Genomic DNA, 19,953 nt, shown 5'->3' with positions numbered 1-19,953 from the left:
CCGGTGTCCGGTTGACTCGGTGCCGTGACGAACCGGGGGATCAAGCGGCTGCTGGCCGGACTCAGCGCGGTGGTGCTCACCGCACTGGCGATGTCAGTGCCAGCGAGCGCCACGACCACTGCCACGTTGAGCTTCGTGGCGCACCAAGACGACGACCTGTTGTTCATGAACCCCGACATCGCCGCCGACATCAAGGCCGGGCGCGAGGTGTGGGTGACCTACCTGACCGCCGGGGAGCTGCCGTGCACGCCGGAGTTCGCCGGGCACTGCGGCATGGACTACGCCGACACGCGCATCCAGGGTGAGCGGGCCGCGTACTCGACGATGGCCGGGGTGGCCAACGACTGGCAGTTCGAGCAGATGACCTTCGGCGGGCACCCGGTGGCGGTCAACCACCTGGTCGGCACCCAGGTCCACCTGGTCTTCACCTTCATCCACGCCGCCGCGGGCCCCGCCGACAACTGCGGCGACCTGTACCGGCTGATCACCGTGCCCGGTTTCGTCGCGCACCCGATCGACGGCAGGCCCGGCTACACCAGGGCCGCGTTCACCGGCATGCTCGACGCGATCATCGACCACGTCGACCCGGACCACATCCGCACCCAGAGCAGCGTCGGCCACCGCGAGCCCGACCCCGACAACATCGACCACGTCACCGGCGCCATCCTCGTCGCCGAGGCCGACGTCGACGCCGCGGGCACCACCCGAGTCCGCCGCGACGAGTACACCGGCTACCAGATCCGCCAACTCCCGGACAACGTCAGCCCCTACTGGGCCACCGCCAAACGCGCCGCCTGGGACGCCTACTGGCCCCACGACTGGAACCTCTACCGCGGCGTCACACCCGGCCACCGCCCGTGGGACAACGTGATGGCCAAGCAGTACCACCCCGCGGGCCGCGTCTTCACCCCCGGCATCCCCTGGATCCCGCCAGCGGACGTCACCTGCTGACACACCGGACCAAACGGTCCACAGTGGCCATTCGGGCAGCGGCCAGAATGGCCACACGCTGCCCACGAAACCCACCATCGCCTCGGACATCAAGACTGACTACGAGGTGTGAGCCACCTACCTGACCGCCGGGGAACTGCTGCTGGGGCACTGCGGGATGAGCTACGCCGACACCCGGGTGCAGGGTGAGCGGGCCGCCTACTCGAACATGGCGGGGGTCGCCAACAACTGGCAGTTCCAGCTGATGTACTTCGGCGGGCACCCGGTCGCGGTGAACAACCTGGTCGGCACCCGGGTGCACCTGATCTTCACCTTCATCCACGCCGCCTCCGGCTGGGACCAGTGCGGCGACCTCTACCGCCTGATCAACACCCCCGGGTTCTCCGCCGCCCCCATCGACGGCAGGCCCGCGTACACCCGCTCCGGCTTCACGGGCATGCTGCGCGGCATCATCGACTACGTCCGCCCGGCCTACATCCGCGGCCAGAGCAGCATCGGCCACCGCGACGCCGACCCGGACAACATCGACCACACCGCGGGCGCCATCCTCTTGGCCGAGGCCGACCTCGACGGCGCGGGCAACACCTACCTCCGCCGCGACGAGTACACCGGCTACCAGATCCGCCAGCTCCCGGACAACGTCGCCCCGTACTGGACCTCGGTCAAGACCAGCGCCTGGGACGCCTACTGGCCCAACGACTGGAACCTCTACAACTTCACCCCGCCCGGTGTCCGCCCCTGGGGAAACGTCATGGCCCGCCAGTACCTCCCACCGGGCCGCATCTTCTACCCCGGCACCCACTGGATCCCCCCGAGCGACTTCACCAACCGCTGCTGACGCCCTCCGCCCTCGACCCGGTCCGCCTGGATCGGGTCGAGGGCGGGGTGTCGGCGTCGGGTTGGCCCGAGGAAACGCGGCTCATCCACCGCCAAGCATGAGGTCAGGCGGCGGGAGTGAGGGCCTTGTCCAGGTCTTGTTCGATGCGGGACTTCGATCGGGCCCCGACCCAGGTGGCCACGGGCGGTCCCGCGCCGCGTCGACCGCACCACACCGCTGTGGACTCGGTTCGATCGGGCGGACCCGGTTCAGTCGGGCAGGATCGGCATCTCGTCCTGCGGTGTGTGGCGCAGCAGCGCGGCCCGGGTGATGGCGGCGGAGCCGAAGCGGCCGCGCAGGGAGTCCAGCGTGCTGTCGAGGGCCGCGCGGTCGGGGCCGTCGTCGAAGGGCAGCTCCAGTTGGATGGCGTCGTCGTCGAAGTTGGACAGCGACAGGCCGATCAGGGTGATGCCGCGGTCGGCGATCATCGGCCACGCCGCGGCGAGCAGGCCCCGCGCGGTGGCGAGGACGACCTCGGTTCCGTTGGTGGGCTTGGGAACCGTGTGCGAGCGGGTGGCCCGGGTGAAGTCGGCGAACCGCAGCCGGAGGGTCACCGTGCGGCAGGCCCGGTCCGCGGCGCGCAGTCGTCGGCCGAGGCGGTCGGCCAGCCCGGCGGTGAACTCGTCCAACTCGGCGAGGCTGCGCCTGCGCGACCCCAGCGCCCGCTGCGCGCCCATCGACCGCCTGCGCTGCCCGACCCGCACCCGGCGCGGGTCTCGGTTGTGGGCGAGCGCGTGCAGGTGCCGCCCGGACCCGGCGCCCAGCATGCTCACCAGTTCCCGGACGTCGAACGCCGCGACCTCGCCGACCGTCGTGATGCCGAGCGCGCGCAGCTTCCCCGATGTCACAACCCCGACGCCCCACAGGCGTTCCACCGGGAGCGGGTGCAGGAAGGCCAGTTCGGCGTCGTGCGGCACGACCAGGAGTCCGTCCGGCTTCGCGACCCCGCTGGCGACCTTGGCGAGGAACTTCGTGCGGGCAACGCCAACGGTGATCGGTAGACCAACCCGTCGTGCGACTTCCGCGCGCAGGGTCGCGGCGATCTGGCGGGGTGGTCCGGCGATCTTGCGCAGCCCGCCGACGTCCAGGAACGCCTCGTCGATGGATATCCCCTCCACCAGCGGCGTCGTGTCCCGGAAGACCTCGAACACCGCCTTCGACGCCGCCGAGTACGCCGCCATCCTCGGCTGGACCACGATGGCGTCCGGGCACAGCCGCCTGGCCTGCCGCCCGCCCATCGCCGTGCGCACTCCTCTGGCCTTGGCCTCGTAGCTGGCCGCGAGGACCACGCCGGCGCCGACGATGACCGGCCGCCCGCGCAGCGCCGGGTCGTCGCGCTGCTCGACCGAGGCGTAGAACGCGTCCAGGTCGGCGTGCAGGATGGGGCCCTCGTTCAACACGAACACATGTTCGCATGAGGTGTCAACGCCGCAGGTCAGCTACCGTGTGCGCATGACCGTCGCCCAGGAGTACGCGGACCGGCACACCCCGGCGGAGGCCGCCACCGTCCTCGCGCTGCACGAGGCCGTCGTGGCGGTGGCCGAGTTGGACGTCGCGGTCAAGTACGGGCTGCTGATGTACACGGTGGACGGCGGCTGGAAGCACTGGGTGACCGGGATCAACATCACCCGCAAGGGCGCGTGCCTGCGGTTCCTGTGGGGCGTGCTGCTCGACGACCCGCTCGGGGTGCTGCGCGCGGGCACCGCCACCCTGATGACCTGGGACATCCCCATCGGCGCCGAGGTCGACGCGGCCCAGGTCGGCGCCTACGTCCGGGAGGCGGTCGCCAAGCGTGACCACTTCGTCGCCAACTCCGACGAGATCTCGAAGGCCGCGAAACAACGCTTGCGTTGACCCGCGCGGCAAGGTTTACCGTCAGCGGCATGCGGATCGGTGAGCTGGCCAAACGGACCGGGACGACCACGCGCACCCTGCGCTTCTACGAGGCCCAGGGCCTGCTCGCGGCCCAGCGCGCACCCAACGGCTACCGCTCCTACGACGAGCACGACCTGCGCCTGGTCGCCGAGATCCGCGCCCTGCAGGCCGCCGGGTTCAGCCTCGCCGACACCCGCCCGTTCGTCGCCTGCCTGCGCGCGGGCAACCCCGAGGGCGACGCCTGCGCCGACTCCGTCGAGGTCTACCGCCGCAAACTCACCGAGGTCGAGACCTGCCTGGCCCAACTGGCGGACCTGCGCGCCGACCTCACCCGCAAACTCGCCGCCGCCATGGCCCGCGAACCCCACCCCACCTGCACCGTCCAGGAGACCCCGTGATCACCGCCACCGACACCACCTTCGCCGACACCGTGCTCGCGGCCGACGGCCCGGTCCTGGTCGACTTCTGGGCCCAGTGGTGCCCGCCCTGCCACATGATCGCCCCCATCCTGGAACAGATCGCCGCGGAACGCCCCCTGACCGTGGTCAAGCTCAACTCCGACGAAAACCCCGGCGTGGCCCGCGACTACCAGGTCATGTCGCTGCCGACCCTGATGCTCTTCGTGGACGGCAAGCCCGTGGCCACCTGGGTGGGCGCCCGCTCCAAGTCCCGGCTCCAGGACGAACTCGACAAGGCGCTCGCCGCCTAAGGTCCTTCTGGCGAGAGCGGCCCGAGGATCACGCCGCGAGTGCGGGATGGCAACGCTGAACCGATGGCCGCCGACCAAGGTCGTGCATCCGTCGTCGGCAGCCAACCCTCCAGTCCACAACAGACCGAGGCCCTGGCGGGTGGGACGCCCGCCAGGGCCTCGGTGTGGTGCGGTCAACGCGGCGCGGGACCGCCGGGGGGACAGACCGCAGGGGTGGGTCAGCCTGCGTAGACCCGGGTCTCGCTGAGCGGGGCGAGCTGCGCGCGGCCCGCGAAGAGCTGGTTGACCCGGTTCGACTCGGTCGCGTTCGGGTACGGGTTGCGGCACGAGGTGCCCGCGCTGCCACCGGACATCAGCTGGGAGCAGACGCCGTTGTAGTTGTCGGGCAGGCCGAGGGCGTGCCCGATCTCGTGGGCGACGATGCGCAGGGCGTCGTTGCCCGCGGCGACGTCGCGGTTGTCGATGTAGATGGTGCCGCAGCCCAGGCCGCACGGGTAGGCGCGGGAACCGCCGCCGTTGGTGGCCGAGATGCGGATGGTGGCGTTGCCGCCGCGGACCAGGCGCAGGTTCGGGACCCGGGAGTTCCAGATCTGGGCGGCCTGGTCGGCCTGGGAGCTGTAACCGGTGGCGCTGTAGTAGACGGTGCGGGCCGCGACGGTGGGCGCTGCCTGCGGCGCCGCCGGGGCGGCAGCGGCGGTGGCGGTCGCACCGGTGAGACCGAGCACCAGTGCGGCACCGGCGATGAGGACGCGCGTGTATCCACGCAGGGACATAGGGCTCTCCTGGCGTTTGTGATGCAGGGTTTAAGTGTTCTCTCGAACACTCGGCTTCCCGAGTGTAGGAACACCCATCACGGCCAGATATAGACCGAAGACATAAAGCAGCCTTATTACGCCGGTCTCGTTCACATAGTCGCAGGTGGCGTGGCCCATCCGGGGCTCGGAATCCGCCCAAGTGGGGATTTCCCAGATGTAACGGGACTATTGTCCGCTGTACAAGAGAAATTCTCAGCCGAGCAGTGCGTCACCGTGTTCGACCACCCAGTCCCCCAATGCGCGCAACGGCCCGTCGACCAGGGTCACGCCCAGTGCGCTCAGTTCGTAGGTGACCCGCGGCGGGGCCTCGGCGTAGCGGCGGCGCTCGACGAGCCCCCGGTCGAGCAGGCGGCGCAGCGACTCGGTGAGGACCTTGTCGCTGAGCCCGCCGACCGACGCCCGCAGGTCCACCCGGCGCAGCGGACCGGGGCGCAGCGCGGCCAGCAGCACCGTGTCCCAGCGGTGCGCGAACAGGTCCGTCCCCGCTCGCAACCGGCAGTCCGCCACCCACGTCTCGCACATTCCCCCAGTGTGCCGCCTCCGACGCCTACCGTTCGGTGCGCGTCGAACTGCCTACCGTCGCGGCATGCGAATCGCAATCCTCGGCACCGGGGCGGTCGCCGCCGCCCTCGGCGCCCGTTGGGCACACCACGACCTGACCATCGCGGGCCGCTCCCCCGCCAACACCCGCGCCCTGGCCGACCGGCTGGGTGCCACCGCCGCGACGTTCCGCGAGGCCGTCACGAACGCGGACGTCGCCCTGCTCGCCGTGCGCTGGGAAGGCGTGCCGGACGTCCTGGCGGCCGCTGGGGACGCGCTGCGCGGCAAGGCGCTCATCGACCCCACGAACGCCGTCGAGCACGGCATCGGCGTCCTGCTGCCCAGCACCTCGGCGGCCGAGTCCGTCGCCGAGAGCAGCGGCGCCCACGTGGTCAAGGCGTTCCACCTGTTCCCCGCCGCCCACTGGGCCGACGCGACCGGCACGGTGGTCCCGCTCTGCGGCGACGACCAGGCCGCGCTCACCGCCGTCGCCGGGCTGGTCCGCGAGACCGGGGCCACCCCGGCCGTCCTCGGTCCGCTCAGCCGCGCCCGGCAGCTGGAGGAGGTCGCCGGGTTCGTCATCGGCCTCGCCTTCGCGGGCGTGAACCCGAACTCGGCGGTTCCCAGCACGTAGCCGGAAAAGAAAGACCGGCCCTGGGGCAGGGTTCCCAGGGCCGGTCCGAGTGGACCGCGGGGCGACCGCCGGGCCGGGTACACCGGCGATCGTCCCGCGTTGCTCTCACACCGGGTCCGCCCGCGTGGCGGACCCGGCTACCTCAGGTGGGTCAGCAGGCACCGAGGTCCTGCCACACCCCCCACTGACCGCTCAGGTCGGGGCGGTCGCCCTGGGTCCACCACTTGTTCTTGTACTGGCGACCGTTGTAGGACACGGTCGTCCCGCCCGCCGCGTAGACCTTCGCCGCGTCCCAGGCAGCCGCGGTGCACGTCGGCGGCTTGGTGGTGCTCGACGACGGCGGCGTGGAACTCGACGGCGGCGTTGAGCTGGACGGCGGGGTCGAACTCGACGGCGGGGTCGAGCTGGACGGCGGGGCGGTGGTGGACGACGGGGGCGTGGTGCCACCGGTGCCGCGCAGGTACTCCTGCGCCGCGGTGTAGGACTTGCCGCCGAAGGTGATGGTGATGTTCGACGGGGTCGCCACCGGCAGGTAGTAGGACAGCTGCACCTCGGCGCTGGCGCCCGGCGCCAGGCTCTGCCAGGACGGCAGCTTCAGCGAGAAGCGGTGCAGGTCGCCCTTGAGGCCACCGATGTTGTTGCCGGTGTGGCCGGTGGAGACCACCGACAGGCTCCAGCCGGACTGCTGCCCGATGGTCGGCGGGGCCGAGGTCCCGTAGTCGAACTGGATCTCGGTGCCGCCGGGCAGGGTCGTGGTCGAGGAGTTGGTGACCTTCGCCTTGGGCGTGATCGGGTAGTTCGCGTCGCCGACCGGGAAGCCGCCGAGGGTGAACTTCACGTCCAGCACGTCGCTGGGCATGGTGATCTTGGCCTTGGTGTTGCCGTAGGGCGAGGCCGTCTTGAACTTGTCGTAGAGCAGCGTGGTCAGCGTGTTGCCCATGAACCACTCGCCCTTGGTCTGGTCGTAGGCGTAGTCGCCCGCCAGCTCCCAGATCATGATGCCGCCGAGGCCGCGGTCGACGACGTACTGCGCCTTGGTGCCGAGCGACTGCTCGTCCTCAGTGGACAGGAAGACCTTCTTCTGCGCGTTCCACAGCCACGGCGCGACCAGGGTCGAGTCGTAGTTGCGGGCGTAGGTGCCGGTCAGCCGGTCCTCGGGCTTGTTGGTCGGGTCGAGGCCGTAGGCGGGGCCGTAGCTGCCGACCTTGCCCTCGGCGAGGTTCTTGGTGTGCCACAGCGGGTTGGAGCCCGCCGGGACCTCACTGCCCTTGGTGTCCTCGTCGTGCCAGAGGTTGTCGATGCCGACCGCGCCGTTGCCGCACGAGGTCTTCGAGCCGACCGTGCCGCCGGTGCCCGGTGGGCACTTGGTCTGGTCCGGCAGTGGCGCCGAACCCCACAACCCGTTGGTGCCACCGGTGACATTCTGCCAACCCCGGGTGTAGTACGGGACACCGAGGTTGATCCGCCCCGCACCCATGGCGCCGCGGAAGTAGTGGTAGGACCAGTCGCTGTTCAGATAACCGAGCCCCGCGTACTGCGAGGTCGTGTAGTACTGCCAGAACTGGAGCTCCGCGTCCTTGCCGTCGTCGTAGAGCGCGGCGTTCGGGCCGACGAAGTTGTTCCACGCGCCGTGCAGGTCGTAGGTCATCATGTTCAGGTAGTCCAGGTACTGGGTGACCTGGTAGGTGTCCATGCCGCGCAGCATGTAGCCGGAGGAGGGCGCGGCGACCGAGAGCGTGTAGTACTTGTTGTCGGCGACGGCGGCCGCGTCGAGCTTCTCGCGCAGCGTCTTCATCAGCGTCACGTACCCGGCCATCAGCTTGGCGCGGCGCGGGTTGGAGACGGTGAAGTCGTCGGGGTTGCCCGAGTTCGACATCGAGGTGGCGTACTCGTAGTCGATGTCCACGCCGTTGAAGCCGTACTTGCGGATGAAGTCCACCGCCGAGTCGGCGAAGGTGTTGATCTTCGCGGCGGAGTCGGTCATCGAGTAGAAGCCGCCGTCGGCGACGCGCTTGCCGTCAGCGCCGATGTAACCGCCGGTCTCCGCCCAACCGCCGACCGAGATCAGCGTCTTCACGTTGGGGTACTGCTTCTTGTACTTGTTCAGGAGGTTGAAGTGCCCCTTGTAGGGCAGCGACGGGTCCATCTCGGCGCCCGCGACGCCCGGCCAGGTCATGCCGGTGGCGGGGTTGTCGGCCGAGTCGGGGCCGACCGAGACCTTGCCCGCGCCGTCGATGTGGGCGAACGCGTAGTTGATGTGGGTGATCTTGCTCCACGGGATGTTGCTGGCCAGGTACGCGGGCTGGCCGTTCTTGCCGGTGCGCCAGCTGGTGAAGTAGCCGATCACGCGGCGCGGGTGGTCGGCACCCATCTTCTCGCGGCCGTCGGTGTCGTAGGCGAGGCAGTAGGGCACCGCGAGGTTCGCGGTCGTGGCCAACCCGTCCGGGCGGCAGTCGGAGTTGTCGGCGGCCGCGGCGGTGTTGCTGGGTGCCGCGGCGACCGCGAGGGTGATACCGGAGAGCAGAGCCAGCAAGAGGAGCAAGGGGAGGCTCTTTCTGACCACGCTTCACCTCCTGGGGACACGAGCAGGGATGCAGGGATGTGCATGAGCGTAAGTGGTCTAAACCACATAACTCAACCGGTCTAGACCAATTATTTCCTTCCCAGTTCCCATGGTCGTCACCCACCGGACATCGGATGATCGAGTGAATCATCCACCCCTCGGGGGCGTCTGATAGTCCGACGTGGACGGTGAACGCCCGTCGGAACCGCTGAGGTGATCCCATTTTCCCAGTTCAGACATTAGGTGTTCGCTATGCATAGTTGAGATGGGCGCGCCGGAGCGGTCATAGGGCACCCTCGGTGAGATCCCATCGCGCGCGGTGCACCGCGGCGCGCGAACCACTGCGGTACCCGGCCCCACCCTGCCGATCGGGGACCGGGTTCGCGACGCGAGGAGGTGCACGGGTGTCCCTCACCCGACGTTCCGCTCTGGCGATGACGGTCGCGGCCGGTGCCGCGGCCGCGATGCTCGCCGGGGCGTTCCCGGGGGCGTCAGCCGCCCCCTCCCCCACCCCGCAACAGCCCAGCGCGAGCTACGTCTACCGGGTCACCGGTGGCGTGGACCGCGCGGAGGCGTTGCTGCGCGAAGGCTTCGACGTGCTCGAAGAGCGCCAAGGCGGTGACCTGTTCGTCATGGGTTCAGCCGACGTGGGCACCCGGCTGCGCGCCGCGGGCCACCGCGCGTCCGTCGACCAGGTGCTGCCGCCGGTGAACTGGGCGCCTCCCGCGCGCAGCGGCCAAGCGGCCTCGCTCGACGCCGCCGTGGCCGAAGAGACCTACGCGGGCGGGTACCGCACGGTCAACGCGCAGTACGCCCACCTCGACCAGGTGGCGCGCGACCACGCCGCGCTGGCGACCGTCGTCGACTACGGCGACTCGTGGCGCAAGAGCCGGGGCTCCGGCGGCTACGACCTCAAGGCCATCTGCATCACCAAGAAGAACGCGGGTGACTGCGCGCTCTCCACAGCCGCGCCGAAGCCCCGGTTGTTCGTCATGGGCCAGTTGCACGCCCGCGAGATCACCACCGGTGACGTCGCCTACCGCTGGATCGATCACCTCACCGACGGCTACGGCACCGACACCCAGGTGACGACCCTGCTCAACACCACCGAGGTGTGGGTCGTCCCGATCGCCAACCCCGACGGCGTCGACATCGTCCAGCGCGGCGGGTCGTACCCGTACCTGCAGCGCAAGAACGCCAACAACACCAACGGCACCGGCTGCGGCACCACCGGCGGGTCGAGCCAGGTCGGCATCGACCTCAACCGCAACACCAGCTCGGGCTACGGCGTGGGCAGCAGCACCTCGCCGTGCTCGGAGACCTACCGCGGCCCCAGCGCCAACTCGGAGGTCGAGACCAAGGCGCTGCAGTCGCTGTGGCGTTCGCTCTACCGCGACCGCCGGGCCACCGGCACCACCGCGGCCGCGCCCGCCGACACCACCGGCATGGTCATCAGCATGCACAGCTACTCCAACATGGTGCTGTTCCCGTGGGGCTTCAACTCCTCGGTGAAGTCGGGCAACGACGCGAGCCTGCGCGCCATCGCCAGGCAGATGGCCTCGCTGGCCGGTGGCTGGCGCTACGGGCAACCCGGCGAGATCCTCTACAACGCCGGTGGCGCGACCGACGACTGGGTCTACGACGACCTGGGCGTGTCCAGCTTCGTGTGGGAGATCGGCAACCCGAGCGGCACCTGCTCCGGGTTCACCCCCGCCTACTCGTGCCAGACGAGCCTGTACTGGCCGAAGGTCAAGGGCATGCTGCTGTACGCGGCGAGCAAGGCGGCCAAGCCGTACTCCGGCTGACAGCCACACCGGGGGCGCGCGGTCGAGACAGGGGCGGCGGCTCCCCCACCCCGGTGCGGGCGATGCCTGCGTTCGCACCGGGGTCCCGGCGAGGGCCGGGCGCACCCTCACGCGCCCGGCCCTCGCGATTTTTTTTCCCGGTTTTCTCCCCCAACCGGCTGCCGCTACCGCCGCCGGACGCTCTATGGTGTACCCGTTCCCCCCGGGAGGGCGCCCGAACGGCGGGAACGCGTTCGCGGGTCCGTGCCCTCGCTGAGACCCGAGCGCCGGGTCTGGTCGCGTCATGCAGGGGCGCGACCAGACCCTGAAAACCCCCGCACCGCATTCGGTGTATGCCCGGGTGGACCGGTCCACTCCAGCCCGCAGGCCTTGACAGCCCCACCTCCGCCGCCCGCCGCGCGCTGCCGGTCGATTTCCTCCAGGCGTAGAACAACCGCTAGCCTGTCCGACGTGGACTCCCCGCAGCTCGCCGCCCTCGGCGCCACTGCTCTCGGCGCGACCGACGTCGTCGGGGTCGTCGCGGCGGTCATGGCGGGCATGGTCGCCGGGCTGTTCTTCACCTTCTCCGTCGTGGTGATGCGGGCGCTGGCCCCGCTGCCCGCCGAGGTCGGGGTGGCCACCATGCGGTCGATCAACCGGGTCATCATCACCCCGCTGTTCCTGGTGCTGTTCCTGGGCACCGGCGTGCTGGGCGTCTGGCTGGCGATCGCGGGCCCGTGGCCCCGGGTGCTCGGCGCCGCCCTGTACCTGCTGGGGGTGTTCGTGGTGACCGGGGTCCGCAACGTCCCGTGGAACACCGAGCTCGACGCCCTGGAGCCGGGCACCGCCGAGGCAGCCGAGTACTGGCCCGGCTACCTGCGGCGGTGGACGGCGTGGAACCACGTCCGAACGGTCGCCTCGACAGGGGCGGCCGTGGCGTTCGTGGTCGGGTGACCCACGTTCGGGCGCGCGGCGCCGGTTGCTCGACGCACTGAACTATCGCGCCGCGTGGTGATCACCGCCAAGCCGCCGAGGGAACCAGTGGGTTCGTCCTCGGGCGCGGCCCGGCCGCTTCCCTTGTCGCGGGTTCGACGCCCGGCCATCCGCCGCTGGTCGCCAATACGCTGAATAGTCGGATAAGGCCGCTATCGCGGTTTCAGTCGCACTCGACCAGCGGGACCATCTGCACCGGGATCGGCGCGGCGGTCGTGCGCGAGTCGCGCGAACGCCTGCAGAACTCCTCGACGAGGTAGTCGTTGGCGTCGTGGTCGTTGGCGTCGGCGTTGGAGAGGAAGAATCGCAGCAGCGCTTCAGCGGCGTCCGCCCGGTCGACGATGACCGGGTCGTTGATCGACCGCGGGTAGCCGGTCGACTCGAAACACCCGGCCGCGTCCTCGAAGGCATTCTCGCGCATATCCCCCACCCCCTCGCGGTACCGCCCAGTGGCGGTCACACCTCAAGAATGCCACCCGAACGCCACAGGGTGATCACGATCGGGTGAATTGGCTCGATCTTTTTTCGGGCGACCGGTCGCGATACCGCCACCCTACCGCCATAACACGGCCGAACGGGGTATCACCCGGCTAAATAATAAATCCAAATCTGCAAGTTGCAGGTGCGCTTTCGCTGTGCAACCCCATAACACCTGACCATTACATGGACGATATATTAGCGTGGGTGAACAATCCGGTGTGGAAGGTCGGATCCGATCATTGAGGAGAACTCACCGATCGGGGTCGACGAGCGCGGCGACGGCGCTAAAGGAAGTTGTCGACTATAGCCATGACCCGCGTCACACCGCCAGTACCCGGTGGTAGCTTGGAGCATGAGCCCCGACTCGAGCACAGCAGTGACCGGGGACCCCGGCGCCCACTGGTGGCGGCACGCGGTGATCTACCAGGTCTACGTTCGCAGCTTCGCCGACAGCGACGGCGACGGGATCGGCGACCTGCCCGGCATCCGGTCCCGACTGGGCCACCTGGCCCACCTCGGCGTCGACGCGCTGTGGATCACCCCGTTCTACCCCTCCCCCATGGCCGACGGCGGCTACGACGTCGCCGACTACCGCGACGTCGACCCGGCGTTCGGCACCCTCGACGACGCGCGCGGCCTGGTGGCCGACGCGCACGCGCTGGGGTTGCGGGTGATCGTCGACATCGTGCCCAACCACACCTCGGCGGCGCACCCGTGGTTCCAGCAGGCACTGACGGCCCCGCCCGGGTCCCCCGAGCGGGCCAGGTACCTGTTCCGGCCGGGGCGCGGCGACGGTCCTCCCAACGACTGGGAATCGGTGTTCGGCGGTCCGGCCTGGACCAGGGTCCCCGACGGCGAGTGGTACCTGCACCTGTTCGACTCCAGCCAACCCGATGTGGACTGGTCCAATCCCGAGGTGCGGACCGAGTACGTCGACGTGCTGCGGTTCTGGCTGGACCTCGGGGTCGACGGGTTCCGGATCGACGTGGCGCACGGCCTGGTCAAGGCCGACGGCCTGCCCGACGCCGGGGACAACGACCAACACGGCGTCGCCGACACCCAGCGGCTGCCGTACTTCGACCAGGAGGGCGTGCACGAGATCTACCGCTCGTGGCGCGCGGTGCTCGACTCGTACTCCCCGCCGCGGGTGGCGGTGGCCGAGGCTTGGACGCGCGACGCCGCCCGCACCGCCCGCTACGTCCGATCGGACGAGCTGCACCAGGCGTTCAACTTCCACTACCTGCGCGCCGACTGGTCGGCCGCCGACCTGCGCGCGGTCATCACAGGCACCCTTGCGGCGACGACCCCCGTCGGCGCGCCCGCGACCTGGGTCCTGTCCAACCACGACGTCCAACGCGTGGTGACCCGCTACGGAGACGGCCCGGTCGGCGTCCGGAGGGCCCGCGCGGCGACGTTGCTGACCCTCGCGTTGCCGGGGTCGGTGTACCTGTACCAGGGCGAGGAGTTGGGCCTGCCGGAGGTGCTCGACCTGCCGGACTCGGTACTCCAGGACCCCATCTGGCGCCGCTCCAACCACACCGAACGCGGCCGCGACGGGTGCCGGGTCCCGATCCCGTGGACCCGCTCCGGAACCGCACTCGGCTTCGCCCCGGACGGCACGACACCGTGGCTGCCGCAGCCGTCGGGGTGGTCGGATCTGTCGGTAGCAGCCCAAACCGACGACCCGGCGTCTGTGCTCGAGCTCTACCGCACAGCGCTACGGCTACGGCGGGACTTCGACCAAGCCGCCGAACTGGAATGGCTCGAGTCGGCGCCCGGCGTCCTCACGTTCCACCGGGGCGGCCTCGGCTGCGCGGTGAACTTCGGCCCGGACACGGAGATCCTCTGTGGACCGCTGCTCCTCACGTCCGAACAGTGCGAAGTAGACGGTGCGAAACTACTTCTACCCCAGGACACTGCCGCCTGGTGGGCAATTCCTTAGTAGAACTCGCGGTGCCGGGACGCCACCCGGCACCGCGAGCCCGCCCACACCAGGAGCTTGACCGACGGCGCACAGGTCGACCAGCGCGAGATTGTTGCTAACCCAGGACATCGTCGCGCGGTGGACGATTCCTTGGTCGACTCGGGGTGCCGGGACACCACCCGGCACCGCGAGTCGGACGGCTAGCCCGCGAGGGCGCGGAGCCTGCGCAGGACCTCGTCCGCGCCCAGGGCCTGGCTGATGGCGTGCAGGTCCGGGCTGCGGGTGGAGCCGGTCAGGGCGACGCGGACCAGCTGTGAGGCCTCGCGGATGGAACCCGGGAAGGCTTCGGGGTTCTTCTTGAAGTCCTTGGGGCTGGGGGCAAAGCCGTGCTTGGTGGCGAGTTCGCGCACCTGGTTGAACCAGTCCGGCTGCTCGGCCGCGTGGGTGTAGCCGTCGGCGAGGTCGGTGGCGAAGGCGGTGACCACGTCGGTGGCGACGCCGAGCGGGGTGACGCGGTCGTCGGTCGGGCCCGCCAGGGGGGTGAACAGGGCGGGGAAGAAGAACCCGTAGGCGGCGCGGAAGTCCGACCACTTGCGGAGGTCCTTGCGCGGGTTCTCCACGCCCTCGCGCTCGACCGCGATCGCGCGCAGTGCCAGGTCTCGCTCGGCGTCGAGCACGGTGCTGAGTTCCTTGTCGTACTGCTCGGCCCAGGCGCGGACCGCGTCGTAGACCTGGTCGCTGGTCAGCGTCGAGACGTGGTCGGCGCTGATGTCCTCGAGCTTGACCAGGTCGACCAGCGGACCCGCGACCCCGCACTGGGCGAGGCTGATCGGGGTGGCCAGCGCCTCGGCGAGCGGGACCTCGGCGAGGCGGCCGTTGGCCAGGCCGCGCAGGTAGTACAGGATCGCCGCGGCCGGGTAGCCCGCCTCGATGTAGAAGTCGACGCCCGCCTCGGGGTCCTTGCGCTTGGAGAGCTTGCGCTTGCCGCCGGGGATCTGCTTCATCAGCGGCGCGATGTGCGCGTACGGGACCGGCTCGAAGCCCAGCGCGGCGAACAGCTGCAGGTGCAGCGGCACCGAGGAGATCCACTCCTCGCCGCGGATGACCTGGTTGACCCGCATCAGGTGGTCGTCGACGGCGTGCGCGAAGTGGTAGGTGGGCAGCCGCGGCGAGGTGTCGGACGACTTGAGGATCACCGCGTCGTTGCGGTTGGCCTCGGCCTCGAGCTCGCCGCGGATCTCGTCGGTGAACCGGACCCTGCTCGGGCCGTCGTCGGGCACCCGGAACCGCACGACGTAGGGCACGCCCTCAGCGAGCTTGGCGGCCACCGCGGCCGGGTCGGCGTCGCGCCAGAGCGCCCACCTGCCGTAGTAGCCGGTGGGCAGCTTGGTGGCCTGCTGCTTGGCCGAGATGTCGGCCAGCTCGTCCTTGGTGGCGAAGCAGAGGTACGCCTTGCCCTCGCGCAGCAGCTCCCGCACGTAGGTGAGGTAGATCGACTCGCGGGCGGACTGGTGGTACGGACCGTACGCGCCGGTGTCGCCGCCCGCTGCGTCGTCACCCTCGTCGGGGCGCAGGTCGAAGTAGTCGAACGCCCGGGTGAACTGCGCCAGCGCGCCCTCGACCTCACGCGACTGGTCGGTGTCCTCCACCCGGACGATGTACACGCCACCCGAACGGGCCGAGATGTCCTTGTCGATGGTAGACACGTAGACACCACCGATGTGCACGAACCCGGTCGGCGACGGCCCGAACCGGGTGACCTTGGCGCCCTCGGGCAGCTCGCGGGCCGGGTACCGGCGCTCCCAGTGCTCCGGGTCGGGCAGGTCGGCGGGGAACAGGGCGTCGATGGCCGCGCGGTCGGACATGGGTGGGTCAGTCTCGCTTCCGGGTATCAGCACTGGGGACCCCAGACTAGCCGGTGGGCCCCGGCGCGCCCGGCCATGTCTCGGCGATGCGCGCGCGCAGCGGCTTGCGCTCCAACGCGGCCTCCAACGCGGTCAGCAGCGTGCCGAGCGGGTAGGGCAGCTCGGCCTCCAGGGCCGTGGCGGCCGTCGCGGTGGCCTGCCACTCGGCGTCGAGGAACGGGAGCAGCTCCTCGGCGCGCGGGGTGAGCCGCACGATGCGCTGGCGGGCGTCGGCCCCGGGTTCGAGGGTCACCAGCCCGTCGCGCCGCATCTGGGCCACGGTCTGGCTGGCGGCGGAGTGCGTGACCCCGACGGCGGTCGCCAGTTCCCGGATGGAGTGCGGCCCCCTGGCGGCGAGCAACCGCACGTAGGCGCTGAACCGCGGCCGGTACCACCCCAACCCCGCCTCGGTGTACACCCGGGCGATGTCGGCCTCCATCAACTCCAGCACGTGCCGGAGCCGGGTCCCGATCGCCTGCGGATCACTCACGGCGGCAGCCTACTTGCCGGTGCCGGGTCCGCCCCACTCCAAGATCGAACCGACCTGAGCAGCCCCCGTTTTCCAGTCTATCGGGGAACGGCGGGCGGACGGGGCGAGCGGCGGAGGGGGTGTGGACAACTGGTCCGAACGCGACTGAGCAGCCCCCGATAGCCAGCTTACCGGGGATGGCGTGCGGAGTGGACCGGCAAAGGGTTGCGCTGTGGACAACCGGGTTACTTGACGCCGCCTGCGGTGAGGCCTGCGACGATGCGGCGTTGGAAGAGGAGGACGAGGATCACCAGGGGGATGGTGACGATGACGCCCGCGGCCATCTGGGTGCCGAAGGGGGAGTCGAAGGAGGTGGTGCCGGTGAACTGGCTGGTGATCACCGGGGCGGTCTTGAGCTCGGTGCGGTTGACCACCGACAGGGCGATGATGAACTCGTTCCAGGCGGCGATGAAGGTGATGATCGCGGTGGTGAACACGCCGGGTGCGGCCAGCGGGAGGATGACGCGGCGGAAGGCGCCCGCGGGGGTGCAGCCGTCGATCTGGGCGGCCTCCTCCAGCTCGTGCGGCATCTGGCGGAAGAACGCGGTCAGGTTCCAGACCGCCAGCGGCAGCACGCAGCCGATCGACGGGACGATCATCGCCTGGTAGGTGTTGATCCAGCCGATGCCGGAGAACAGCTCCAGCAGCGGGATCAGCAGCGAGATGCCGGGGAACATGCTGGTGGCGATGATCAGCGCGAGCACCAGGTTCTTGCCGCGGAACTCCAGCCTGGCCAGCGCGTAGGCGGCGACGGTCGCCACGACCAGGGCCAGCACCGTGGTCGCCCCGGCGACGACGAAGCTGTTGAGCAGCGCCCGCAGGAACCCGTTGCCCTCGGCGAAGGCCGCGCGGTAGGACTCCAGCGACATCGGCGCGGGGACCGGGCCGGAGTCGAAGATGTCGCTGGTGCGGCGCAGGCTGGACACGACCATCCAGTAGAACGGCGCCAGGCAGTAGAGCACGATCGCGCCGATCCCCAGGTAGCGCCATCGGAGCACGCTCATCGGGACCCCTTCCTGGTGCCGAACACGTCCGCGCCGAGCAGCCGGACGAACACGAACGCCACCACGGCCACGTACAGGAACAGCACCACCGCGTACGCCGACGCCGGGCCGTACTTGCCGAACTTCACCGCTTCCTCGAAGGCCAGCACGGTCACCGTGTCCGTGGCGTCCTTGCCCGGCCCGATCAGGGTGTAGGGCAGGTCGAACATCCGCAGCGTGTCCAGCACCCGGAACAGCACCGCGACCAGCAGGGTCGGCTTCACCAGCGGCAGCGTGATCGCGAAGAACGTGCGCACCGGGCCCGCGCCGTCGAGCCGGGCGGCCTCGTAGATCTCCGCCGAGATGACCTGCAACCCGGCGAGCACCAGCAACCCGATGAACGGCGCCGTCTTCCAGGTGTCGGCGATGACGACGGCGAACCAGGCCTGCGCGCCGTCGGTCGTCCACAGCACCGGCGGGCCGGGCAGCAGGTCGTTGGCGACGCCGTCGGCCTGGAACACCCAGCGCCACAGCAGACCCGCGATCGCGGTCGGCACCGCCCACGGCACCAGGATCGCCGCGCGCACCAGGGCGCGGCCCCGGAACGCGCGGTGCATCAGCAGCGCCATCAGCACACCGAGGACGACCTCGACCGACACGGCGGCGACGGTGAAGCTGGTGGTGTTGGCCAGCGCGTTGAGGAACCGGTCCGCGGTGTCGCCGGTGAACATGTCGGTGAAGTTGTCGAACCCGACGAACACATCGCCTTGCTTGCGCAGCCCCGTTTCCGGGTCGATGCCGTCGTCGCGCTGGAAGAACGCGAGCCGCACGGCGGACAGGATCGGGTAGGCCACGACGAGGCCGAGCACGAGCAGCGTCGGCGAGACCAGCAGCGCGGCGAGCCTGCCGGTGCCCGACCGGCGACCGGGTCCGGCCGGGGCGGGCCCGACGGGCTCCACCGGGGCGAGGGTGACCACAACGCACCTCCGGGGTGGTCGGCGACGGGGCCTGGGGGTACCCCGTCGCCGACCTGGCTCACTGGGTGAGGGACTCGAGCTTGCCCTGCAACGACTTCAGCGCGTCCTCCGGTGTGCTGCCGCCGCTCATCGCGCTGTAGGCCGCCTCCTGGATGGCGCGCGACACCTCCTGGTACTTGACCACCGAGGGGCGCTTCACCGCGTTCTCGATGCTCTTCTTCAGCACCGTCAGGTACGGGAACTTCGCCACCAGGTCGGCCTCGTCGTAGAGCGCGGCCCAGGTCGGGGCCTGCGAGGACTTCTCCAGGTTCTTGCGCTGCTGGTCCTCGCTCACCGAGTACTTGATGAAGTCCACGGCGGTCTTCTTGTTCTTGGTGTAGGCGCTGACGGCGTAGTTGTGGCCGCCGAGCGCGGAAGCGCCTGGCCCCTTGGCACCGGGCAGCGGGGCGACGGCGAACTTGCCCGCGACCGCGGAGGAGCCGTCGGTGGCGCCCGCCTTGGCGTACTGGTAGGGCCACTGCCGGTGGAACAGCAGCTCACCGGCCTGGAACGCGCGCCTGCCCTCTTCTTCCTTGAAGGTGCGCGCCTTCTGCGGGATCTCGCCGGACTTCACCGCGTCCACCAGGAACTTCAGCCCCTCGGTGGCGGCGTCGGTGTTGAGCGTCGGCCTGCCGTCGTCGCCGACCACGGTGCCGCCCGCGGAGTTGACGGCCTCGCTGAAGTTGACGGTCAGCCCCTCGTACTTCTCGAACTGCCCGGCGTAGCAGGCGGTCCCGGGGCTGCTGGGCAGCACCTTGGCGCAGGCGTCCTTGAGCTCGGCCCAGGTGGTGGGCGGCTTGAGCCCCGCGGCGTCGAGCAAGTCCTTGCGGTAGTACAGAAGCCCGCCGTCGGAGGTGATCGGGACCGCGTAGAGGCGCTTGAAGTACTTGCCGGTCTCGACGGTGGCGGGCAGCAGCTCGGTGAGCGGGAAGTCGGCCTCCGGCAACGGGACCACCCACTGGTTGGCCGCGAACTCGGCGGTCCACACGACATCGAGGTTGAGCACCCCGTAGGCGTCGGACTGGGTCCTGGCGTTCTGCACCATCTGCTGGCGCTGGGCGTCGGCGTCCTCGGGGAGCTCGATCACCGTGACCTTCTGGTCGGCGTGCGCGGCGTTCCACTCGTCGACCTGGTTCTGCAGGTTGCCGGAGGTGTCCTTGCCGGTGACCAGGGTGATCGGGCCGACCCCCTCGAGCGCCGCTGGCCCCGGTGGCGCCTGGCTGCCGGTGCCGGACCCGCACGCGCTCGCGCCGAGGACGAGCGCCGCGGTGGCCGCGGTGACGAGGGCGATTCGGCGGGGCAGGATCACGGGAGCCTCCTGAAAGCGTTGCGGGGGACCGGAAACCGCCGAGCACGCGGTGACCGGAAACGCCCCG

General features: G+C 70.1%; 19 protein-coding genes. 9 read left to right on the top strand and 10 right to left on the bottom strand.

Going from position 1 to position 19,953, the window contains the following annotated elements; genetic code table 11:
• The first annotated feature begins 24 nt into the window (after positions 1-24).
• Together LV79_RS30900 and LV79_RS30895 are read left to right on the top strand one after the other, a co-directional pair.
• Complete coding sequence (locus LV79_RS30900) at positions 25-951, top strand: PIG-L family deacetylase (protein WP_253841814.1); 927 nt, start codon at positions 25-27, stop codon at positions 949-951.
• 157 nt (positions 952-1,108) lie between these two features.
• Complete coding sequence (locus tag LV79_RS30895) at positions 1,109-1,789, top strand: hypothetical protein (RefSeq protein WP_253841813.1); 681 nt, start codon at positions 1,109-1,111, stop codon at positions 1,787-1,789.
• Positions 1,790-2,037: 248 nt separating this feature from the next.
• Here LV79_RS30895 and dinB read toward each other — a convergent pair whose 3' ends face one another.
• On the bottom strand, positions 2,038-3,234 hold the full coding sequence (dinB, locus tag LV79_RS30890) for a DNA polymerase IV (RefSeq protein WP_253841812.1): 1,197 nt from the start codon (positions 3,232-3,234) through the stop codon (positions 2,038-2,040).
• Positions 3,235-3,280: 46 nt separating this feature from the next.
• Here dinB and LV79_RS30885 point away from each other — a divergent pair, with 46 nt between their 5' ends.
• The 3 genes from LV79_RS30885 to trxA are packed head-to-tail and all read left to right on the top strand — an operon-like array spanning position 3,281 to position 4,412.
• The gene (locus LV79_RS30885; protein ID WP_253841811.1) at positions 3,281-3,682 is read left to right on the top strand and encodes a DUF1801 domain-containing protein; all 402 of its coding nucleotides are present in this window, start codon (positions 3,281-3,283) and stop codon (positions 3,680-3,682) included.
• A 29-nt stretch (positions 3,683-3,711) separates the two neighbouring features.
• Complete coding sequence (locus LV79_RS30880; RefSeq protein ID WP_253841810.1) at positions 3,712-4,101, top strand: MerR family transcriptional regulator; 390 nt, start codon at positions 3,712-3,714, stop codon at positions 4,099-4,101.
• On the top strand, positions 4,098-4,412 hold the full coding sequence (gene trxA, locus LV79_RS30875; RefSeq protein ID WP_253841809.1) for a thioredoxin: 315 nt from the start codon (positions 4,098-4,100) through the stop codon (positions 4,410-4,412). Before LV79_RS30880 ends, trxA begins: the two co-directional genes overlap by 4 nt.
• 218 nt (positions 4,413-4,630) lie before the next feature.
• Here trxA and LV79_RS30870 read toward each other — a convergent pair whose 3' ends face one another.
• Together LV79_RS30870 and LV79_RS30865 are read right to left on the bottom strand one after the other, a co-directional pair.
• Positions 4,631-5,185 carry a snapalysin family zinc-dependent metalloprotease gene (locus tag LV79_RS30870; RefSeq protein WP_253841808.1) on the bottom strand — a complete coding sequence of 185 codons (555 nt, stop codon included), beginning with the start codon at positions 5,183-5,185 and terminating at the stop codon, positions 4,631-4,633.
• Positions 5,186-5,419: 234 nt separating this feature from the next.
• Positions 5,420-5,749, bottom strand: a complete 330-nt coding sequence (locus LV79_RS30865; RefSeq protein ID WP_253841807.1) for a winged helix-turn-helix transcriptional regulator — start codon at positions 5,747-5,749, stop codon at positions 5,420-5,422.
• Positions 5,750-5,813: 64 nt separating this feature from the next.
• Between LV79_RS30865 and LV79_RS30860 the strand changes: the two genes are divergently transcribed.
• A complete protein-coding gene (locus LV79_RS30860; RefSeq protein WP_253841806.1) occupies positions 5,814-6,401 on the top strand; it encodes an NADPH-dependent F420 reductase in 588 nt (195 codons plus the stop codon).
• Between the two features lie 151 nt (positions 6,402-6,552).
• Here LV79_RS30860 and LV79_RS30855 read toward each other — a convergent pair whose 3' ends face one another.
• Complete coding sequence (locus tag LV79_RS30855) at positions 6,553-8,964, bottom strand: chitinase C-terminal domain-containing protein (RefSeq protein WP_253841805.1); 2,412 nt, start codon at positions 8,962-8,964, stop codon at positions 6,553-6,555.
• Between the two features lie 404 nt (positions 8,965-9,368).
• Between LV79_RS30855 and LV79_RS30850 the strand changes: the two genes are divergently transcribed.
• Both LV79_RS30850 and LV79_RS30845 read left to right on the top strand, forming a co-directional pair.
• The gene (locus LV79_RS30850) at positions 9,369-10,769 is read left to right on the top strand and encodes a M14 family zinc carboxypeptidase (protein WP_253841804.1); all 1,401 of its coding nucleotides are present in this window, start codon (positions 9,369-9,371) and stop codon (positions 10,767-10,769) included.
• 450 nt (positions 10,770-11,219) lie between these two features.
• Positions 11,220-11,702 carry an anthrone oxygenase family protein gene (locus LV79_RS30845; protein ID WP_253841803.1) on the top strand — a complete coding sequence of 161 codons (483 nt, stop codon included), beginning with the start codon at positions 11,220-11,222 and terminating at the stop codon, positions 11,700-11,702.
• A gap of 202 nt (positions 11,703-11,904) precedes the next feature.
• Here the strand turns inward: LV79_RS30845 and LV79_RS30840 are convergent, their stop codons facing one another.
• Entirely contained in the window at positions 11,905-12,162 is a 258-nt protein-coding gene (locus tag LV79_RS30840) for a hypothetical protein (RefSeq protein ID WP_253841802.1), read from the bottom strand.
• A gap of 411 nt (positions 12,163-12,573) precedes the next feature.
• Between LV79_RS30840 and LV79_RS30835 the strand changes: the two genes are divergently transcribed.
• On the top strand, positions 12,574-14,163 hold the full coding sequence (locus LV79_RS30835) for a glycoside hydrolase family 13 protein (protein ID WP_253841801.1): 1,590 nt from the start codon (positions 12,574-12,576) through the stop codon (positions 14,161-14,163).
• A 182-nt stretch (positions 14,164-14,345) separates the two neighbouring features.
• Here the strand turns inward: LV79_RS30835 and LV79_RS30830 are convergent, their stop codons facing one another.
• The 5 genes from LV79_RS30830 to LV79_RS30810 form a co-directional block, all read right to left on the bottom strand.
• Positions 14,346-16,010, bottom strand: a complete 1,665-nt coding sequence (locus tag LV79_RS30830; protein WP_253841800.1) for a glutamate--tRNA ligase — start codon at positions 16,008-16,010, stop codon at positions 14,346-14,348.
• 46 nt (positions 16,011-16,056) lie between these two features.
• Positions 16,057-16,488, bottom strand: a complete 432-nt coding sequence (locus LV79_RS30825; RefSeq protein ID WP_253841893.1) for a MarR family winged helix-turn-helix transcriptional regulator — start codon at positions 16,486-16,488, stop codon at positions 16,057-16,059.
• A gap of 275 nt (positions 16,489-16,763) precedes the next feature.
• Positions 16,764-17,582, bottom strand: coding sequence for a carbohydrate ABC transporter permease (locus LV79_RS30820; protein ID WP_253841799.1), 819 nt, complete (start codon positions 17,580-17,582; stop codon positions 16,764-16,766).
• Positions 17,579-18,520, bottom strand: coding sequence for a carbohydrate ABC transporter permease (locus LV79_RS30815; protein WP_253841798.1), 942 nt, complete (start codon positions 18,518-18,520; stop codon positions 17,579-17,581). The genes LV79_RS30820 and LV79_RS30815 overlap by 4 nt, the downstream gene beginning before the upstream one ends.
• Before the next feature lie 76 nt (positions 18,521-18,596).
• Positions 18,597-19,886: an ABC transporter substrate-binding protein gene (locus LV79_RS30810; protein ID WP_253841797.1), complete on the bottom strand. Its 1,290-nt coding sequence runs from the start codon at positions 19,884-19,886 to the stop codon at positions 18,597-18,599.
• Positions 19,887-19,953: the final 67 nt, after the last annotated feature.

Origin of the sequence: Actinokineospora globicatena, assembly GCF_024171945.1 — a bacterium.
In the GTDB taxonomy this organism is placed as follows: domain Bacteria; phylum Actinomycetota; class Actinomycetes; order Mycobacteriales; family Pseudonocardiaceae; genus Actinokineospora; species Actinokineospora globicatena.
The sequence above is the reverse complement of the archived record's forward strand: the minus strand, read 5'-3'. Positions and strand labels throughout refer to the sequence as shown.

Bases quoted from the DNA above. Each gene is read 5' to 3' on its own strand.
- LV79_RS30895 (WP_253841813.1), top strand. From the start codon at position 1,109: ATGAGCTACGCCGACACCCGGGTGCAGGGTGAGCGGGCCGCCTACTCG.
- LV79_RS30885 (WP_253841811.1), top strand. From the start codon at position 3,281: ATGACCGTCGCCCAGGAGTACGCGGACCGGCACACCCCGGCGGAGGCC.
- LV79_RS30880 (WP_253841810.1), top strand. From the start codon at position 3,712: ATGCGGATCGGTGAGCTGGCCAAACGGACCGGGACGACCACGCGCACC.
- LV79_RS30870 (WP_253841808.1), bottom strand. From the start codon at position 5,185: ATGTCCCTGCGTGGATACACGCGCGTCCTCATCGCCGGTGCCGCACTG.
- LV79_RS30865 (WP_253841807.1), bottom strand. From the start codon at position 5,749: ATGTGCGAGACGTGGGTGGCGGACTGCCGGTTGCGAGCGGGGACGGAC.
- LV79_RS30860 (WP_253841806.1), top strand. From the start codon at position 5,814: ATGCGAATCGCAATCCTCGGCACCGGGGCGGTCGCCGCCGCCCTCGGC.
- LV79_RS30840 (WP_253841802.1), bottom strand. From the start codon at position 12,162: ATGCGCGAGAATGCCTTCGAGGACGCGGCCGGGTGTTTCGAGTCGACC.
- LV79_RS30835 (WP_253841801.1), top strand. From the start codon at position 12,574: ATGAGCCCCGACTCGAGCACAGCAGTGACCGGGGACCCCGGCGCCCAC.
- LV79_RS30830 (WP_253841800.1), bottom strand. From the start codon at position 16,010: ATGTCCGACCGCGCGGCCATCGACGCCCTGTTCCCCGCCGACCTGCCC.
- LV79_RS30825 (WP_253841893.1), bottom strand. From the start codon at position 16,488: ATGGAGGCCGACATCGCCCGGGTGTACACCGAGGCGGGGTTGGGGTGG.
- LV79_RS30820 (WP_253841799.1), bottom strand. From the start codon at position 17,582: ATGAGCGTGCTCCGATGGCGCTACCTGGGGATCGGCGCGATCGTGCTC.